General features: G+C 52.5%; 13 protein-coding genes. 6 read left to right on the forward strand and 7 right to left on the reverse strand.

Annotation, left to right across the window (positions count from 1 at the left end; genetic code table 11):
- Positions 1-178: 178 nt before the first annotated feature.
- Positions 179-607, forward strand: coding sequence for a Zn(2+)-responsive transcriptional regulator (gene zntR / locus EXY25_RS01250; protein WP_130565442.1), 429 nt, complete (start codon positions 179-181; stop codon positions 605-607).
- Positions 601-1,737, forward strand: coding sequence for an SO_0444 family Cu/Zn efflux transporter (locus EXY25_RS01255; protein WP_130565443.1), 1,137 nt, complete (start codon positions 601-603; stop codon positions 1,735-1,737). Before zntR ends, EXY25_RS01255 begins: the two co-directional genes overlap by 7 nt.
- Before the next feature lie 105 nt (positions 1,738-1,842).
- Here EXY25_RS01255 and EXY25_RS01260 read toward each other — a convergent pair whose 3' ends face one another.
- From EXY25_RS01260 to EXY25_RS01290, 7 genes are all read right to left on the reverse strand, one after another.
- Positions 1,843-3,888 carry an acetoacetate--CoA ligase gene (locus EXY25_RS01260; RefSeq protein ID WP_246019469.1) on the reverse strand — a complete coding sequence of 682 codons (2,046 nt, stop codon included), beginning with the start codon at positions 3,886-3,888 and terminating at the stop codon, positions 1,843-1,845.
- Between the two features lie 33 nt (positions 3,889-3,921).
- Positions 3,922-4,842, reverse strand: a complete 921-nt coding sequence (locus tag EXY25_RS01265) for a hydroxymethylglutaryl-CoA lyase (RefSeq protein ID WP_130565444.1) — start codon at positions 4,840-4,842, stop codon at positions 3,922-3,924.
- Positions 4,839-7,079, reverse strand: coding sequence for an acetyl/propionyl/methylcrotonyl-CoA carboxylase subunit alpha (locus EXY25_RS01270; protein ID WP_130565445.1), 2,241 nt, complete (start codon positions 7,077-7,079; stop codon positions 4,839-4,841). Before EXY25_RS01270 ends, EXY25_RS01265 begins: the two co-directional genes overlap by 4 nt.
- On the reverse strand, positions 7,076-7,939 hold the full coding sequence (locus EXY25_RS01275) for an enoyl-CoA hydratase-related protein (RefSeq protein WP_233496487.1): 864 nt from the start codon (positions 7,937-7,939) through the stop codon (positions 7,076-7,078). Before EXY25_RS01275 ends, EXY25_RS01270 begins: the two co-directional genes overlap by 4 nt.
- Before the next feature lie 8 nt (positions 7,940-7,947).
- On the reverse strand, positions 7,948-9,555 hold the full coding sequence (locus EXY25_RS01280; RefSeq protein ID WP_207232085.1) for a carboxyl transferase domain-containing protein: 1,608 nt from the start codon (positions 9,553-9,555) through the stop codon (positions 7,948-7,950).
- Positions 9,556-9,696: 141 nt separating this feature from the next.
- Positions 9,697-10,866 (reverse strand): isovaleryl-CoA dehydrogenase, encoded by a 1,170-nt coding sequence (locus EXY25_RS01285; RefSeq protein ID WP_130565446.1) that lies wholly within the window; start codon positions 10,864-10,866, stop codon positions 9,697-9,699.
- A gap of 56 nt (positions 10,867-10,922) precedes the next feature.
- Entirely contained in the window at positions 10,923-11,366 is a 444-nt protein-coding gene (locus EXY25_RS01290) for a MerR family transcriptional regulator (protein WP_114338613.1), read from the reverse strand.
- Positions 11,367-11,890: 524 nt separating this feature from the next.
- Here EXY25_RS01290 and EXY25_RS01295 point away from each other — a divergent pair.
- The 4 genes from EXY25_RS01295 (at position 11,891) to EXY25_RS01310 (ending at position 16,787) form a co-directional block, all read left to right on the forward strand.
- Positions 11,891-13,171, forward strand: a complete 1,281-nt coding sequence (locus EXY25_RS01295) for a thiolase family protein (protein WP_130565447.1) — start codon at positions 11,891-11,893, stop codon at positions 13,169-13,171.
- A gap of 83 nt (positions 13,172-13,254) precedes the next feature.
- On the forward strand, positions 13,255-14,751 hold the full coding sequence (locus tag EXY25_RS01300; protein ID WP_207232086.1) for a CoA-acylating methylmalonate-semialdehyde dehydrogenase: 1,497 nt from the start codon (positions 13,255-13,257) through the stop codon (positions 14,749-14,751).
- 14 nt (positions 14,752-14,765) lie between these two features.
- Positions 14,766-15,923 carry an acyl-CoA dehydrogenase family protein gene (locus tag EXY25_RS01305; RefSeq protein ID WP_130565449.1) on the forward strand — a complete coding sequence of 386 codons (1,158 nt, stop codon included), beginning with the start codon at positions 14,766-14,768 and terminating at the stop codon, positions 15,921-15,923.
- A gap of 63 nt (positions 15,924-15,986) precedes the next feature.
- Positions 15,987-16,787 (forward strand): enoyl-CoA hydratase, encoded by an 801-nt coding sequence (locus EXY25_RS01310; protein WP_207232087.1) that lies wholly within the window; start codon positions 15,987-15,989, stop codon positions 16,785-16,787.
- Positions 16,788-16,825 lie beyond the last annotated feature (38 nt).

The following is a 16,825-nucleotide window of genomic DNA, read 5'->3' on the forward strand; positions in this document are numbered from 1 at the left end:
GTTCCTGACGCATATGGATAGAATAGGTGATGGCCGCAGTATATCGAGCCTTATAGCTTTGCACAGCCCAGAGTTAAAAAAGTGTGAACACTTGACCTTAGACCTAGCTCTAGGGTTTATCATTAACGGTATAGAGATTACGAATGTTTATGATCCGGTGAGATCTGAGCGAGGTTCCATGTATAAGATTGGCGAGCTCTCCCGACTAACGGGCGTGAGCAATGACACGTTACGTTATTACGAGAAGATGGAATTGATCCTGCCAGCCGATCGTACTGCAGCAGGTTACCGCCTCTATGAGCCTGCAGCCTTGGAGCGCCTGCGGTTCATTCAGCGAGCTAAAATGGTAGGTTTTACCTTGGACGGGATTAAAGAGCTACTGTCACTGCGTCTAGATAAGGCACACCATTCCTGCGCTGAAGTGAAGCAGATGACCGAGGATAAGCTGTCCGAGACTGAGCAAAAAATTACTGAATTAAGGCGGATTAAAGACGCCTTGAAACTGATGAATGACGCGTGTTGCGGTGGTGATATTTCCGCAGAGCATTGCACGATCTTACAAGCGCTGGAAACCGGCGAGCCTATTACGCAGGAGGTGTCATGTTAGATTTTGCCAATAATTTGATTGGACTGTTTATTGAATCCGCTCCCTGGCTACTGCTCGGTTTTATTGTTGCTGGTTTGATTAAGAGTTTTGTTCCAACAGATTTCTTAAGTCGCCATTTAGGCGGCAAAGGTTTGAAGGCCACGGTGAAAGCGGCTGTGATTGGTGCGCCTCTGCCACTTTGCTCTTGTGGCGTGGTACCTGCGGCATTGGGCTTACGTCGCAGTGGCGCTTCGAAAAACTCGACGGTTTCATTTTTAGTTGCGACGCCTGAGACAGGCGTAGACTCTATTGCCGTGACTTATGCATTGCTTGGTCCGGTGATGGCGATCGTGCGTCCGATTGCTGCTATTTTCAGCGGTATTTTGTCCGGTGTCTTAGTGGGTAAAGCGGAAGCCTCTGATGGCAGTCTTGCTGCATCAGCTGACGCAGAGAAGGCAACATCCAGCTGTTGTAGCTCAAAAAGTAGTTGTAGTAGTGAACTGCCGCCAGTCACAAAGCAGCCCTCTGTTTATCAGCGCTTGGTCGCCGGTGTGGGGTTTTCTTTTCACGATATGCTCAAGGATATCGCCTTCTGGTTGCTGATCGGTTTAGCATTTGCTGCAGCGGTACAGACTTGGGTGCCTGCCAGTTTTCTGGCTCAGTGGGGCAGTGGTTTTATCGCCTTTGTGGTGATGGCGTTAATTGGCGTGCCTATGTATATCTGCGCCACCGCATCGACTCCTATTGCCGCCGGGCTCCTCATGGCAGGGGTATCTCCCGGTGCTGTATTGGTGTTTATGATGGCGGGGCCTGCAACCAACTTGGGCACCTTGGCGATTGTTGGTAAAGAGCTAGGTAAGCGTGCACTAGTGGCTTATTTAGGTGGCGTTGTGATCGCCAGTTTTCTGTTTGGGTATCTACTCAATTTACTGGTTGAATCTCAAGCATGGGATATCAGTGGCTCTGCGCATCAACATATGGCGTCAGAAGGCTTGTTCGCCCAGCTGTGTGCGCTGGTGTTGGGGATCGCGATATTACGTTTGGTTTGGATTGATATTCGCGTTAGATACTTAACACCGTCACCGAAAGAGACTGGGTGTTGCGCCAAAACAGCGGAATCAAAGGGTAGTGATTGCTGTTCTAAGTCCTAACCGAGTGAGAGATGTGGCGTGGGCATTTTCCCGCTCGTTGGTTTTTGTTGACGCCGCCTTTTACTCTCGCTTTATTTGCAAAAGGCCGTGGTAAAAGGGTCGGCGTTAGTCTTTTGTCAATTCAGGCAGCGCAGCAAAATAGTTTAATACCTCGGGATTTGCCAAGGCATCTGTGTTGGTGACAGTTTCGTTCATCACCACCTGTTTGACTGCGAGCTCTACCAGTTTGCCGCTGATGGTGCGGGGTAATTCGGGGACAGCAATGATTTTGGCGGGAACATGCCTAGGAGTGGTGTTGTCTCGGATCTGCCGACGTATTTTTTGCTGCAGCAGTTCTGTCAGTACTGAACCAGTTTTCAGTACCACAAACAGGATCACACGTTGATCATCTTCCCACGGCTGGCCAATGGCGAGACTCTCAACTACGTCATCTAATCGTTCCACTTGTCGATAGATCTCGGCAGTGCCAATCCTTACACCGCCGGGGTTCAACACGGCATCGGCACGGCCATGGATCACCAGACCGTTATTTGGCGTTATCTCAGCATAATCGCCATGAGCCCATACATTGCAGAAGCGCTCGAAATAGGCGCGGTGATACTTATGGCCATGGGGTATGTCGTTGGTATTATCATCCCAAAACCCTAACGGCATACAGGGGAAGGGGTGACAACACACCAGTTCCCCTTTTTCGCCAAACACCGCACGACCTTCGCTATCGTATACCGCGACATCCATGCCCAATCCTAGGCTTTGCAATTCACCGCGCCATACGGGCAGGGTGGGGTTGCCTAAGGCAAAGCAGGAAACAATATCCGTACCGCCAGATATCGATGCCAGGCAGAGATCTTCAGCAATGTCTTGATAGACAAAGTCATAGCTTGAGGGTGATAACGGAGAGCCGGTACTCATGATCAGCTTTAGCTCGGAGAGTTGGCACTGAACCGCGGGTTTAAAACCCGATTGTTCCAATGCTGAAAGGTACTTGGCACTGGTACCAAGTGCTGAGATCTTTTCCTGCTCAGCGATACGCCACAGTTTGTCTTCACGATCTAAAGGATTGCCATCAAACAATACAATCGTTGCGCCACTGGCTAACCCAGAAGCAAGCCAGTTCCACATCATCCAACCGCATGTGGTAAAGAAAAACAACACGTCATTCTGAGTGATGTCGCAGTGTAACAGATGCTCTTTGCGATGCTGCAGTAAGGTGCCGCCAATACCGTGGACAATGCATTTCGGCGTACCTGTGGTGCCAGAGCTATAGAGGACATATAGCGGATCATCGAAGGCGCAGGGGTGAAACGTCGGCGTTATGGCGTCATTGTCCATGTACACCTGGAAATAGGTCACGTTACTCTGTTTATGCAACACCGGTAGCGTTGCGTCTGGATGGAGGAAATTAACTTGTACCACGGCGCTTAACGATGGCAATGCATCGGCCACAGCGGCCGACTTGTCACGCATATCGATCTCTTTGCCACCGTATTGATAACCATCAACGGTAAACAGCACTTTGGGTTTGGTCTGGCTGAAACGATCCAGCACGCCCTTTACGCCGAAATCTGGTGAACAGCTGGTCCATACGGCACCCAATGACGAGGTTGCCAGCATCGCTATCACGGTTTGGAAGCAGTTAGGCAGGTAGCCCGCGACCACATCGCCAGCACCGACCCCGCTCTCTTCTAGGGCACGTTGCAGCTTGGCAACACGGCGTCGCAGTACCTGATAAGTGACCTCTTTCCTGATCCCCTCTATGCCATCATCGCCAAAACAGATCAGTGCTGCTTTGTCGCTCATTTGCTCGCGTTCATGGTCGTTGAAGCACTCAAAGCCTTCGGGATAGAGTAGGTTTTCAGCGTAGTTGAGAGTGGCATTGGGGAACCATTGTGCGCCTGGCATCCGCTCCGCGTTAAGTAGATAGGGGCCCACGCCCATCTCTCCCTTGACCTCAGTAAAGATCCAGATCGACTGCCAAAACCGCTCTGGCTCTTCAATACTCCAGCGGTGCAGTTGCTGGTAGTTCTTTAGTGCCAAATGATATTGAGTGTTAATCCAGCGACGAAACTTATCCATCGCCGAGCTTTTAACTCGTTCGTCTGACGGTGCCCATACCGGGGAGGGCATGGATGTCTGAGAGTGTTTATTCATTCCTTGATGGAGCCCTTGCCTCGACGGTTAGCATTACATTTTTGCATCACTGTGCGTCTGTTTCACACTGACACGCATTGCTTGGTTGACCTTGGAGCACGCAGGTTTACCTAGCTGCTGGGAAATGAATTCGCCCGCGGCTACTAGCAAGGGTAGATCCACTCCGCTGTTCATGCCCAATCCATTGAGCAGATAAATCAGATCTTCGCTAGCCAAGTTACCCGAAGCCCCTGGTGCGTAGGGGCAGCCACCCAGCCCTGCGACTGACGCATCGACCGTGCGAATACCTAGTTCAAGGGCACAACAGACGTTCGCCAATGCTTGACCATAGGTGTCATGGAAATGTACCGCTACTGCACTGGCGGGAAGTTCACTTAGTACTGCTTGCAGCATCGCCTTTACCTGCCTCGGTGTGCCCACGCCGATAGTGTCGCCGAGGGACACTTCATAGCAACCGGAGTGATGCAGTTCATATGCAAGTTTTGCTACCTTGGCCGGAGCGGTTTTTCCTTCATAGGGGCAAGCGATGGTTGTTGACACATAGCCTCTAACCGGCAGGCCGGCCGTTTGCGCATGGGCGGCTAGCTCACGAAACTGCTGCACACTTTGTGCGCTGTCCATGCCGATGTTGCGCTGACAAAAGGTGTCGCTGGTAGCGGTAAACAGTGCGATGGCGTCGGCGTTGGCTGTCAGTGCTTGCTCTAAACCACGGCTGTTGGCGGCCAGGGCGGAAAAACGTGCGGGAGTATTTGATGGGAGTAGGGGAAATAGTTCTGCCGTATCGGCCATTTGCGGTACGCGCTTAGGATTTACAAAACTGCCCACTTCAATATGGCGGCACCCAGCGGCTAATAGCTGTTTTATTAGCGCTAATCGTGTTGCCACCGGCAGTACCTTCTCACCTTGCAAGCCGTCACGTGGGCCCACTTCCATTAACGTCACATGGTCGTTCATGGGGCCGCTCCACTCTCTTCTTCTGCTGCCATGGTCAGTGCCAGGAGTGCTTGTCCACGCTCAACAGTGTCACCAACAGCAAAGTTTAGCCGGCTAACCTCGCCGTTAAATGGCGCTTTTACTGGATACTCCATCTTCATCGCTTCCAGTACCATCAGCAGTTGGCCGCTCGTTACTGTGTCTCCTTTGCTGACTTCAATCGCCGCGACAGTGCCATGAAGTGGCGCATTCAGGGCATCCAAGTTCTCAGACGGCATAGGCTCATCTGCGCTGTCTGTTGCCGATAGCCAATGATAGCGACAGCCAGCGTAAGCTTCGCCAAAGGAGTTTGTGAGGGTTAGCGTGATGCCATGGCTATGGCGGGGATTCTTTAAGTCACATTGACCCATTTTTGCTACCAATACCTGACCAATCGCAAGGCTGCTGTCTGTGCTACTGCCAGTCGCTACTTCTTTCGCGTTGGGCGCCGGAGCGAGAGGGCGAGCCAATAATCTCAACTTGATCTGCTCTGACGGACTTGTCAGCGCTTGATAACGCCAACTGCCGCTATCATCGGCGAGATGCCAAACCGCAGAGCCTGCCGATGTTTCCTTGGAGATGGTGAAACGTGGTGTCGTGCCTGCTGATTTCGGCTCAACGCCATCAGCGCTAAGCTGTATCGCGATCAGGCTTTTTACTGGGGCATTCAGACGCCAACCTGACAAGGTAAGCCAAGGGTTGTTGCTGCCACCTTCATGAGAGGGGCTGGCATCCGAGCCCACATAGCGGCTTATCATTGCTATGGCTGCCATATGCCAGGCGTAAATGGGTGCGGTTGCCTGCAGGTTTTCTAAAATTTGGTACTGTTGCAGAAATCCAGTGTGCAATCCGCCGAACTGCAAATGGTCAGCATCTTGCCTGAAGACAGGATGACCCAACACCTGAGTGAGTAGTCCCAAATTGGTGGCCACACCGGCTATCTCAGTTTGCGTTAATGCTTGATAAAGACCGGCGGCTGCTTGTTGCCGGTTATCAGCCATATAGATAACCTTTGCCAGCATCGAATCATAATTGGCAGGGATTAAACCCCCCTGTTCGAAGCCTGTCTCTATGCGCAAGGGCAGATCTTGATAGGGCAGCAGGTCAGTGTCTTTCGCCGCCGATACCTTGGCATTAGCTGGCCATTTCAAGCGGGTTAACCTGCCGCTGGTGGGCATAAATTGCAGTGCTGGATCTTCAGCACAGAGCCGCACTTCAATGGCATGACCACGTATCTGAACCTGCTGTTGTTGCATTGTTAATGGTTTGCCTTCGGCGATAGCTAACTGCCAGCGCACCAAGTCGATGCCGCACACCATCTCTGTCACCGGGTGTTCTACCTGCAGCCGAGTATTCATCTCCATAAAATAGAACTGCTGTTTGTCATCCAGCAGAAACTCAACGGTACCGGCACCAACATAGCCAATGGCTTTTGCCGCTTGCACCGCTGCTTCACCCATCGCGGCTCTTAGCGCCGGAGGTAAACCGGGGGCAGGGGCTTCTTCTACCACTTTTTGATGGCGTCGTTGCACCGAACAGTCACGATCGCCCAAGTAAATGGTATTGCCTTGTTGGTCGGCGAGGATCTGTACCTCTACATGGCGCGGCGTTTTCAAGAAAGGCTCAAGTAGCACGCGGTCATCACCAAACGCTGCTTTCGCTTCCCGTTTCGCGCTGGCTAATGCTGTTTCGAAGTCATCGGCATGATCAACAATGCGCATACCACGGCCGCCTCCGCCGCAAGTGGCTTTGATCAGCAATGGATAGCCAATGGCCTGAGCGGCTTGTTGCAGGTGGGGTAAGCGTTGCTCGGCATCACGATAGTCGGCCAGTAAGGGCACGCCAGCAGCGGCCATAATTGCCTTCGCGTTGGCTTTGTCACCCATCGCATCTATAGCATCTGATGACGGCCCCACAAAAGCGATACCCGCTTGTTCGCAGGCCGCGGCAAACTCTGCGTTTTCTGCGAGAAAACCATAGCCGGGGTGTATTGCATCGACGTTTAACGTACTCGCCAGACTGAGGATCTTGTGCTGCGCCAGATAGGATTTTTCAGCTGCGGCGACACCGATCAAGTGTGCCTCGTCTGCTAAACGAACATGGCGCGCATTGGCGTCAACGTCAGAGTAGATCGCTACTGTATGCCAGCCAGCTGCGCGGGCACTGCGAATAATACGACAGGCGATTTCACCTCTGTTGGCGATCAATAGCTGCTTCACGGTTGCGACCTCTTTGGATCTGTAATGGTGGTTGCTTGACTGAGTGCGGCCTCATCGCCATTGAGCTGCCAATTGGGGGGGCGTTTTTCAAAGAACGCGGCTAATCCTTCACACGCTTCGCTATCATTCCGGATCAGTGCCAGCTTTTCTGCCGTGACATCTGCCAGTGTGTCATTAATCGGGTGGTCGGCGATCTGCCGTATGAGTTGTTTGCCCCGCTGTTGCGCCATTGGTGCATTTAGCAGAAGTTGTTTTACCATCTGCTCTCCAGCGTTCGCCAATTGGTCTACTTTATGACTGGCGTGACCCAGACCGAGGTTGACCGCCGTTGTGGCGTTGATTATTTCGGCGCTGAGTAAGTAGCGAGAGAGTTGCCGATGCCCGATGGTGCGAAGTAGATAAGGACTTATCACCGCTGGTATTAAGCCCAGTTTCACCTCACTTAGGCAGAATTTTGCATCATCTGCCAGCAGGGCTATATCGCAACAGCAGATAAGTCCTAATGCGCCACCAAAGGCAGCGCCTTGCACCAGAGCGACCGTTGGCGCAGGAAAGGTGTCTAACACCCGCATTAATTGCGCCAGCAATCGCGCGTCTTGATAGTTCTGTTCCGGCGAGGCGTCGGCCATCTGTTGCATACCGGACAAGTCGGCACCCGCACTGAACACCTTACCATTGGCTTGTAGCAGCAATACACGGATCCCCGGATGTTCGGCAAAGAGCTCGATTGTGGTGATCAGTTCCGTTATCGTTTGTTGATTAAAGCTGTTGCGCTTGGCTTCGCGGGCGAGGGTAATAGATGCCACGCCGCGGTGATCTATGCTGCATTTGATATGGGCGAGTTGCTGATTCATATCCATGTTTCGACCTACATTCTGAAGATGCCAAAATGACTGGGCTGGCTGTCAGCATTTAGCGCCGCACTTAGCCCTAATGCCAGTATTTCTCGGGTTTGTGCAGGATCGATGACACCGTCATCCCAGAGTCGTGCGGACGCGTAGTAGGGGTGGCCTTGGGTTTCGTACTGCTCACTGATCGGTTTTTTGAATGCCGCTTTCTCTTCGTCCGACCACGGCTTATTTTGTCGTTGTAGCTGTTCTTCGCGCACGGTTGCCATCACGTTAGCGGCTTGCTCCCCGCCCATTACCGAGATACGTGCGTTAGGCCAGATCCAGAGAAAATGCGGATCATAGCCGCGACCACACATGGCGTAGTTACCCGCCCCGTAACTGCCGCCAACAATGACCGTGAGCTTTGGCACCTTGGCGCAGGCCACGGCGGTTACCAGTTTTGCGCCGTGCTTGGCGATCCCTTCCGCTTCATACTCTCGTCCCACCATAAAGCCGGTAATGTTCTGCAAAAAGATGAGTGGGATCTGACGTTGGCAGCAGAGCTGAATAAAGTGTGCCCCTTTTTGAGCTGATTCCGAAAACAGAATGCCGTTGTTGCCTAATATCCCGACCGGGTAGCCGTGTAACCGGGCAAAACCACAGATCAGAGTTTCACCAAATAGCGGCTTAAATTCGTCGAACTCGCTGTCATCAACCAATCGGGCGATCACCTCTTTGATATCAAAAGGCTTCTTCAGATCGGTGCCGACTACGCCGTACAGTTCGCTGGCGGGGTAGCGTGGTTCAACGGGCGTGTGTTGTACAAGGGGCGCTGCTTTTTGATGATTAATGTTGGCAATGGCGCGACGAGCCAACTGCAGTGCATGGTGGTCATCGCGGGCATAACCATCGGCAACACCGGATTGACGGCAGTGGACATCGGCACCGCCGAGATCTTCCGCGCTGACGGTTTCACCGGTGGCAGCTTTCACTAGCGGTGGGCCGCCAAGAAATATGGTGCCTTTACCCGCCACCATAATGCTTTCATCGGCCATGGCGGGTACATAAGCACCGCCGGCGGTGCACGGGCCCATCACCACCGCTATTTGCGGGATCCCTGCGGCAGAAAGGTTTGCCTGATTAAAAAAGATACGCCCGAAGTGGTCGCGATCTGGAAACACTTGGTCCTGTTGCGGCAGGTTGGCGCCACCGCTGTCCACCAGATAAACGCAGGGCAGGTGACATTTGGCGGCTATCTCTTGGGCGCGTAAATGCTTTTTTACGGTTAACGGATAGTAGGTGCCGCCTTTTACTGTGGCGTCATTGGCGACGATCATGCATTCAACGCCCTTGATCTTGCCGATACCCGCGACAACACCGGCGCAGGGTATATCATCTTCATAAACATGCAGGGCGGCTAACGGACTGAGCTCCAAAAATGGCGAACCAACATCCAGCAAGCAATCGATACGATCTCTGGCGAGCAACTTGCCTTTGTCGAGATGACGCTGGCGTGCTTGTTCACCGCCACCGATCTGCAGTTTGCTTTGTAGTGACTGCAGTTCATCAACCAGCTTTTGCATAGCGGCACTGCGCTGGCGAAACTCGTTGTCGGATGCCTGAAGTTTGGACGTAATAATTGCCACCTATCCCTCCTTTTTGCTACCGCTGAATCGATAAGCTAATCAGCACTAAAGAACTTGGCGGGCTCTTGTTTATTATTTTATGCCCGCCGCCTTCTCCCTGGATTAGCATCGGCAATGCCGACGCCATGTTTGAGAAACCGCCTAAGCGGTTTCTCGGAACAACTCTCTGCCAATTAACATCCGACGTATCTCTGAGGTACCCGCGCCAATCTCATACAGTTTGGCATCTCGAAGCAGGCGACCCGTGGGGTACTCGTTGATGTAACCGTTGCCACCAAGCAGCTGTATCGCATCCAGCGCGGCTTGTGTTGCCATCTCTGCGGCAAACAAGATGGCGCCGGCGGCGTCTTTTCTTACTGATTCACCGCGATCACAAGCACTGGCGACCATGTAGACGTAACTACGAGCTGCACTCAGGCGGGTGTAGAGATCTGCAACCTTGCCCTGAACCAGTTGGAATTCGCCTATCGACTGCCCAAACTGCTTGCGCTCGTGAACATAGGGCAGCACCACATCAAGACAGGCTTGCGCGATACCCAACGGCCCAGCGGCTAGCACGGCGCGTTCGTAGTCTAGGCCACTCATTAACACTTTGACGCCGTCGTTGAGCGGGCCTAATAGATTTTGCTTTGGCACCACACAATCCTGGAACACTAGCTCACAGGTGTTGGAACCGCGCATGCCTAACTTGTCGAGTTTCTGCGCGGTTGAGAAACCGCTGAAACCACTTTCGATAATGAAAGCGCTGATCCCTTTTGGCCCTGCGTCGGCATCTGTTTTGGCATATACCACCAGTACATCCGCTTCAGGACCATTGGTGATCCACATCTTGTTGCCGTTGAGCAGGTAGTGATCACCTTTGTCGGCGGCATTTAAGGTCATGCTGACCACATCAGAGCCCGCGCCAGGTTCGCTCATGGCCAACGCCCCAACATATTCACCGCTGCATAATTTAGGTAGGTAGGCTTGCCGCTGCTGGTCGTTACCGTTACGGAATATTTGATTTACACAGAGGTTGGAGTGAGCACCATAACTGAGACCGACAGAGGCAGAGGCTCGGCTGATCTGCTCCATGGCGATGACATGATGCAGATACCCCATGGCGGAGCCACCATACTGCTCACTGACGGTAATACCGAGGAGTCCCATCTCACCGAGCTTTCGCCAGAGGGGGTGAGGGAAGGCGTTGTCCGAATCGATCTGCGCAGCCAGGGGGGCAATTTCAGCCGCAGCAAAGCTATTGACCTGTTGTTGCAGCATGCGGCTCGTATCATCCAGTCCGCATGCCAATCCCATGTAACTCTCTAACATCACCACTCCAGAGCAAACTTGTCCGGCGGCTGTCTAAAAGCGTATGGCGCCGGAGCTTAGTTATCCACGGCACTGTCAGCTGTTGTTGAGGCTGCAGCACCGTGCGGGACGCTGTCATCTTTTACCTTTTCTAAGGCTTGCTGACAGCGTTTTTCCGCCGCGCCTAGCTCCATCAGTAGGACATTTATATCTTCCAACTGCTGGCGTAGAACGCCGCGCTTCTCTTCGATAAGCGTCAACATGGTGTTTAGCTGGGTTTCACTGGTACGGTCGGCGTCGTACATATCAAACAAACGCCGGGTTTCAGCCAGTGAAAAGCCAAGCCGTTTACCACGTAATGTCAGTTTCAGGCGTACTTTATCCTGCTTGTCGTAGATCCGAGTTTGGCCGCGACGTTTTGGTCTCAGTAAGCCCTGATCTTCGTAAAAGCGAATACTGCGAGTGGTGATATCGAACTCTTGAGCCAGCTCGCTGATGCTGTAAGTCTGTTTTTCCGACATAAGATGCTCGTCGTGTTGTGAAATAACATTAGAGTAGGTTTACGTGCACGTAAAGTTGGCGGCTAACATTGATGCTGAAAAATGTAAGAAAGCCCACTGCGAGCGGCCTGTAAGCCGTAATTAAACGTAAAATTCTTCTCGGTGCACAGCTTATAGTAACGAAAAATTGCCACGCTGCCTATGCTTTCCTTACCTCAGAACCCCGATGTATAAGTGCTAAGCCATTAATAAAGTGTGTTTTTAATGCCGTCAACTTGTGTTGCCAATAGCTTAAGCCGCTACTTGGTCATAGGTTTTAATAATGGCTTGACGTTTACGTTAGCGTAATTCTTAATAAGGGGTGTAAGTGCTGCAAATAAAAAGAGTCATCCCTTTGTGTTTTGATATTAGTGAACCTCGGCGGTGCTAAGCCAGCACCGCCTTTTTTCTATCTGACAGGTGAGCTAGTTAGGTATCAAACAAGGGTTAGTTAGGGCTCTGGTAGTAGGTGCTTATCAAGATCGGTAACAGACGGAATAGGTGGAATGGAAGAGCTGATAACCAACTCGTTTGACGAAGACAAAGCGGCTTCAGTCCCGGCGTTTAGTGATAGTGATGTATTGATATGTGCGGCTAAGCGCACCCCTTTGGGAGCGTTTCTTGGGCAGCAGTCATCGCTAAGTGCGACCGACATGGGAGCTGCTGTTGTCGCCGCTTGTGCCGAACAGGCGGGCTTTGCCTTTACCTGTGATCTGAATGACAGCGCATGTGACGACAGTAAGCGGGGCCTCATCGAAGCGCTTTATATGGGCTGCGTGTTGCCGGCGGGCTTAGGGCAAGCACCCGCCCGTCAAACAGCACTGTTTGCGGGTTTACCACAAAGTGTTGCCTGTACCACTATCAATAAAGTGTGTGGCTCAGGAATGAAAAGCGCCATGTTGGCTTGTGATGAGATCCGTTTGGGGCAATCGCAAGCCGTGGTCGCTGGCGGTATGGAAAGCATGAGTAACGCGCCGCACCTGTTGCCAAGCGTCAGAGCAGGACAGCGTTTTGGCCATGGTCAGATGCTTGATCATCTTTATTTGGATGGCTTGGAAGATGCCTACAGTGGGCGTTTGATGGGCTGCTTTGCTGATGATTCTGCCGAACAATTTGATATCAGCCGAGAACAGATGGATGGTTTTGCGTTGCATTCGCTGACCGAAGCAAAACGGGCGATCAATGATGGCGATTTTAGTGATGAGATCGTGCCGCTGACCGTTATTCATCGCGGCAAAGAGTCTGTCATCTCTCAGGATGAAGCACCGTTTAGAGCCAACGAAGCCAAGATACCGACGCTAAAGCCCGCCTTTGGTCGATCGGGTCGCGTCACTGCCGCCAATGCCAGTTCAATGGCAGACGGTGCCGCAGCGTTATTGCTGATGTCAGGCGCTTACGCGAAGCGGTTAGGGGTTAAGCCCTTGGCTAAAATATTAGGGCAGGCTAGCCACGCCCGCGCGCCGTCAGAGTTTACGCAAGCTCCAGTCGGTGCCATTTCCAAGTTATTAACCCAGCTGGGGTGGTCGACAAGCACGCCAGATCTTTACGAAATCAACGAAGCATTCGCCATGGTGACATTGTTGGCTATCCAGCAACTGGACTTAGATCCGGCCAAGGTCAATGTTCATGGCGGCGCTTGCGCGTTGGGTCATCCATTGGGAGCCACTGGCGCAAGAATTCTCGTGACCCTACTGCATGCGTTGCGTCAGCGCGGGGGAGGACGTGGCATTGCCAGTTTGTGTATTGGTGGCGGTGAAGCTACGGCGATGGCTATTGAAACGCTTTAGCCGATTCGGCGACAGGTTGTTAGGTGTGATTGCCAGTAAGGCATAGCGGGTATTGGCAGCAGGATAATTAACGGAGCGTTGTGATGCAGCAAGTGAAACATCTCATTAATGGTGAGTGGCAACTAGGCGAAGGGCAACCAATGATGGATGTGGTTAACCCTGCCAACCAGAACGTTCTCGCTACTCAGACAGCGGCCAGTGATCTGCAGCTTGAACGTGCTGTTGCCGCTGCTGAACTGGCTTTTCTGCAGTGGCGTGAAGTGCCAGCGCCGGAACGCGCGCGATTGATGCTGAACTTCCAGCACAGTTTGAAGTTGCATCATGATGAACTTGGCGAGTTGTTGGCGCAGGACACAGGTAAAACTTTTGCCGATGCCAAAGGGGATGTTTGGCGCGGAATTGAAGTGGTTGAACAGGCGTGTGGTATCGCTTCGCAGATGATGGGCGAAACTTTGGAAAACGCCGCTCGTGGCATCGATTGTTACAGCTATTTGCAGCCACTGGGGGTGTGTGCCGGTATCACCCCCTTTAATTTCCCTGCCATGATCCCGCTATGGATGTTTCCGTTAGCGACGGCGTGCGGTAATAGTTTTATCCTCAAACCGTCAGAACAGGATCCGCTTGTACCGAATCGCATTGCCGAGCTGTTTGTTGAATGCGGAGCGCCAAAAAATCTCCTGCAAGTGCTTCACGGTGGGCCGAAACAGGTGGACGCACTGTTAACGCATCCAGATATCAAGGCTGTTTCTTTTGTCGGTTCCGCGCCCGTGGCGGAGCATATTTATCATACTGGCAGTCAACACAATAAACGGGTGCAAGCATTTGCTGGGGCGAAGAACCATATGGTGGTTATGCCCGATGCTAATGCGTCACAAGTGGTAAATGCACTGGTTGGCGCTTCTGTGGGCGCGGCTGGCCAGCGTTGTATGGCCATTTCTGTCGCGGTATTGGTGGGGGATGCCAAAGCTCTGATCCCGCAAATTCAGATGGAAATGAAAAAGGTTCGGCCTGGGGTTTGGAATGACCCAGAGGCTGGTTACGGGCCATTAATCAGTGCGGCGTCCAAGCAGCGTGTGGCCGGACTCATTCAACAGGGGATAGAAGAGGGGGCAGAGTGCTTACTAGACGGCCGTGACTTCCGCATTGCAGACCTTACCGCTGCCGATGGCAATTGGCTCGGCCCAACATTGTTTGCGAATGTCACACCTGAGATGGCGATCTATCAGCAGGAGATATTTGGCCCCGTCTTGCTCTTGATGACCGCAGATTCGCTCGATGACGCACTCACTGTGATTAACCGAAACCCGTTCGGTAATGGCTGCTCAATCTTTACCTCCAGCGGCGCAGCGGCACGCACCTTTCAGCGGGAAGTGACGGTTGGTCAAGTAGGTATCAATGTGCCAATACCTGTGCCTTTGCCCTGTTTCTCATTTACTGGTTGGAAAGGCTCATTCTTTGGTGATCTGCACGCCTATGGTAAGCAAGCGGTGCGTTTCTATACCGAGACCAAAACCATCACCAGCCGTTGGTTTGATGGCGATGTGGCGGGCGCTCCCAATATGACGATCCAATTGAAGTAAGTGAGGTCTGTGTCGTGAATTTCGAACTGAATGAAGAACAACGCGCATTTGTCGATGCCGCCGCGCAGTTTTCTCGCGAGATGTTAGCGCCAAGTGCGGCTGATTGGGATCGTGAGCATACCTTCCCCATCGATGTCATAAGAGCGGCCGGCGAGATGGGCTTTTGTGGTTTGTACTGTCAGCCCCAACATGGCGGGCTTGGCTTGTCTCGGCTCGATGCCAGTTTGATATTCGAACAACTGGCGGCGGGGTGTACCAGTACTACCGCTTATTTAACTATTCACAATATGGCCAGTTGGATGGTCTCTACCTGGGCAACAGATCAAGCAGCTGAAGAGTGGGCGGCGTTGCTAACCAGCGGTCAGAAATTGGCATCCTACTGCTTAACGGAACCGAATGCAGGCAGTGATGCCGCGGCGCTGGCGACCAGAGCTGAAAAGGTTGGTGACAGTTATCTGATCAGTGGCAGTAAGGTGTTTATCTCCGGTGCGGGCGATACCGACCTACTGATTGTCATGGCACGTACTGGCGGTTCCGGGCCGAAAGGGATCAGTGCCTTTATGGTGCCTGCTGATGCCGATGGCATTAGCTATGGCCGTCGTGAGCCGAAAATGGGCTGGAACAGTCAGGCTACCCGCAGTGTTAGTTTCGACAAGGTTGCTGTGCCTGCGCACTACTTGTTGGCTGAAGAGGGGCAGGGGTTTGCGCTGGCCATGAAGGGGCTGGATGGTGGCCGGATTAACATTGCTACCTGCTCCGTAGGCACCGCGCAACAGGCTGTGGAAGACGCCAGTCGTTATCTATCTGAACGTAAGCAGTTTGGTAAGCCGTTGGCCGATTTCCAGGCATTGCAGTTTATGTTGGCAGACATGACGACTGAATTGGTTGCCGCGCGGCAACTGGTGCGGATGGCTGCCAGCAAGCTTGATAACGGTGATAGTGATGCAACCACCTATGCCGCCATGGCGAAGCGTTTTGCTACCGATGTTGGCTTTAAGGTGGTTGATGATGCGCTGCAGCTGTTTGGTGGCTATGGCTATATTAATGAATACCCCCTAGAGCGTTACCTAAGGGATCTGCGAGTGCACCGGATCCTTGAAGGTACAAACGAGATCATGCGGTTGATTATTAGCCGGCGGGTGTTGGCTGATGGCATGGTGAGTATTACGTAAGGCATTGAAAAGCCGAACTGTTGGTGCCTCCGGTAGGGTCTTATGGGTGTAAGGAGTTTTCATATGAGTGAGCATTTATCTATACATGACAGTGAGTTACTCAAACTGACTCGGCACGGGCATACGCTGGTGATCACCATCAGTCATCCGCCAGCGAACACTTGGACCAAGCAAAGCTTGGATGATCTCTCTCTGCTTATTCGTAGCGTGACCAATGAGCGTGACATCTACACTCTGATCATCACTGGCGAAGGCGATAAATTCTTTTCTGCCGGCGCTGATTTAAGCTTGTTTGCCGATGGCGACCCGGAAACCGCGCGTGTAATGGCGCATAGCTTTGGTACCGCGTTTGAAGCATTGAGTGAGTTTCGTGGTTTAACCATCGCAGCCATTAATGGCTATGCCATGGGCGGGGGCTTGGAGGTTGCCATGGCGTGCGATCTTCGTATCGCTGAATCTCAGGCAAAAATGGCGCTGCCAGAGGCCAGTGTTGGTTTATTACCTTGTGCTGGTGGCACCCAAAACTTACCGCACTTGGTGGGCGAGGGGTGGGCTAAGCGGATGATTTTGTGCGGTGAACGAGTGGATGCTGATACAGCTGCAAAGATAGGCCTAGTGGAAGTCGTGGTAGAGACAGGTGAGGCACTGACAACGGCATTGGCTTGGGCAAAACAAGCCGAAAAGCAGAGCCCACTGGCGGTAGGAGCGTGCAAGCGGTTGATCCAACACGGTCGGAAAAACCCGATGTGGCAGGGATTAGAAAAAGAGCGTGAATACTTTGTCAGCCTATTTGGCACTGCTGATCAGGCGGAAGGTGTACAGGCCTTCTTAGAAAAACGCGCACCGGTTTGGCGTAACAGTTGATGCTCAGGTGCCCTTGGCCGTTGACCATTAGCCCCTTT

The organism is Corallincola spongiicola, assembly GCF_004284785.1.
In the GTDB taxonomy this organism is placed as follows: domain Bacteria; phylum Pseudomonadota; class Gammaproteobacteria; order Enterobacterales; family Neiellaceae; genus Corallincola; species Corallincola holothuriorum.